A 1,946-nucleotide genomic window follows, 5' to 3' on the forward strand; every position below is an offset into this window, starting at 1 on the left:
GCCCTCCGCCGAGCTCTCCCGCGGCCGCGGCGGCCCGCGCTGCATGAGCATGCCCTTCTGGCGCGAGGACCTCTAAGGTCTTCTAGGACCCGTATAGGTCTTAATACATACATCTAGCTGACGTTAGATGTCTCCCATTGGGGCGGTGCGGGTTTTCGCGCCGCCCCAATCTTGTATGAGGAACGTCAACACGGTTGGATGACTGCTTTTGTAAGGAGCTTGGCCATGGACATTAAGACGATTGGCGTTGAGGAATGGCTCAACGTTTGGGAGAAGAGCGCCACGTGGGACATCGCCCAGTCGACGATCTCGTCGCTCACCATGGGCGAGCTGCGCGCGCTCGATGAGCAGGACGGCGCCACGTTCTACGAGCGCCTGGACCGCGAGAAGATGAACTACGGCTGGATCGAGGGCTCTCCGGAGTTTAAGGCCGAGGTTGCCAAGCTGTATCGTCGCGAGGTCAATCCCGATCACATTCTGCAGACCAATGGCTGCACGGGCGCTAACCTCAACGCCATCATGGCCGTGGTCGAGCCCGGCGACCATGTCATCGCCGAGTGGCCCACCTACGCGCCGCTCTACGAGATTCCGCGTACGCTCGGTGCCGAGGTCGAGTATTGGGAGCTTCGCGAGGAGCTTGGCTGGAAGCCCGATATCGAGGAGCTTAAACGCTTGGTGCGTCCCAATACCAAGCTCATCTGCATCAACAACGCATCGAACCCCATCGGTACGGTGCTCGATGCCGATATGCTCGGCCAGATTGCCGAGATCGCCCGTTCGGCTGGCGCCTATGTGCTGTGCGACGAGGTGTACCTGCCGCTTGAGAACACCAAGGCCTTTATGTCGATGGCCGACATGTACGAGAAGGCCATTGTCACCAACTCGGTGTCCAAGACCTATTCGACGCCTGCGGCCCGCGTGGGCTGGGTCGTGGCCGACGAGGAGGTGTCCAACCGCATCCGCACCTACCGCGACTACACCATGATCTGCGGCGGCGTGTTCAACGATGCCCTGGCGACCTACGTGCTCGAGCACAAGGACAAGATTCTCGAGCGCAATCGCAAGATCGTGTTTGGCAACCGCGATATCGCGCAGGCTTGGATCGATACGCAGCATCGCGTTTCCTGGACGGCCCCGCAGGGAATATCCACCTCGTTTATCCAGCTGGATATTCCCGAGGATGACGAGGAATTCTGTAAGCGCCTGTTGGCCGAGAGGGGAGTGCTGCTGGTCCCCGGTAGCCGCTTTGAGCTTCCCTGCGGCGCACGCCTGGGCTACTGCGCGAGCAAAGACGTTCTTCGCGAGGGCCTGAGGCTTTTGGGCGAGGCACTGGCGGAGTTCGATCGCTAGGATTCCGACGATCTTCGAGGGCCTTATCCAAATTGGCCGAAGATAATCGAAAACGGACCCGTTTCCCTAGGGGAAGCGGGTTCGTTTTTCTATACCGAGAAGTCAAGTTGTTACAAATGGGGCCGTAAAGCGAGCCGGTATCCGCTGGGCCTTATACTGAGCTTCCGGTGAACGGTATCAAGCGTCTGGTAAACGGTAATTTGTTTACCAGAAATGAATAGGACAAACTTTTTTCTGAATAAAAATGAAAATGGTTGAGACGCGGCATGAATCGCTGATTCTATTCATAGCTTTATTAGAAATATGCAATTTGAGGGTGGTTTAATAAAGTTAAGTTCCATTTGCTATTTGGACTGAAAACGCGTTTTAGCACGTAAATACACTTTATTATATCAAAGTGTGCCATGCGTGAAGTATATGTGTATGCCGTTCACCCCTCATATAAAACCGTTCGGGGGCGAGGTGGAAGTATGGACTGATTTTGGATATAAATATGTCGTCAGCAATAACGCCTCACACGGAGGGGCGCTAACGAATCGGCCCTGACAGGGGCCCGAAAGAAAGGTAGGAGGCCATGACGAAAGGTCTGCACGTGC

Annotated in this window: 2 protein-coding genes; both read left to right on the forward strand. The window is 55.8% G+C overall.

The annotated features are described in order from the left end of the window. The coding region (locus AB5Z14_RS10145; RefSeq protein ID WP_195239190.1) for an arginine deiminase family protein at positions 1 to 76 on the forward strand (76 nt) is incomplete at its 5' end. 149 nt (positions 77 to 225) lie between these two features. Next, complete coding sequence (locus AB5Z14_RS10150) at positions 226 to 1,350, forward strand: aminotransferase (protein ID WP_368131298.1); 1,125 nt, start codon at positions 226 to 228, stop codon at positions 1,348 to 1,350. The last annotated feature ends 596 nt before the right edge of the window (positions 1,351 to 1,946 follow it).

Origin of the sequence: Collinsella aerofaciens (assembly GCF_040910265.1) — a bacterium.
In the GTDB taxonomy this organism is placed as follows: domain Bacteria; phylum Actinomycetota; class Coriobacteriia; order Coriobacteriales; family Coriobacteriaceae; genus Collinsella; species Collinsella aerofaciens_BK.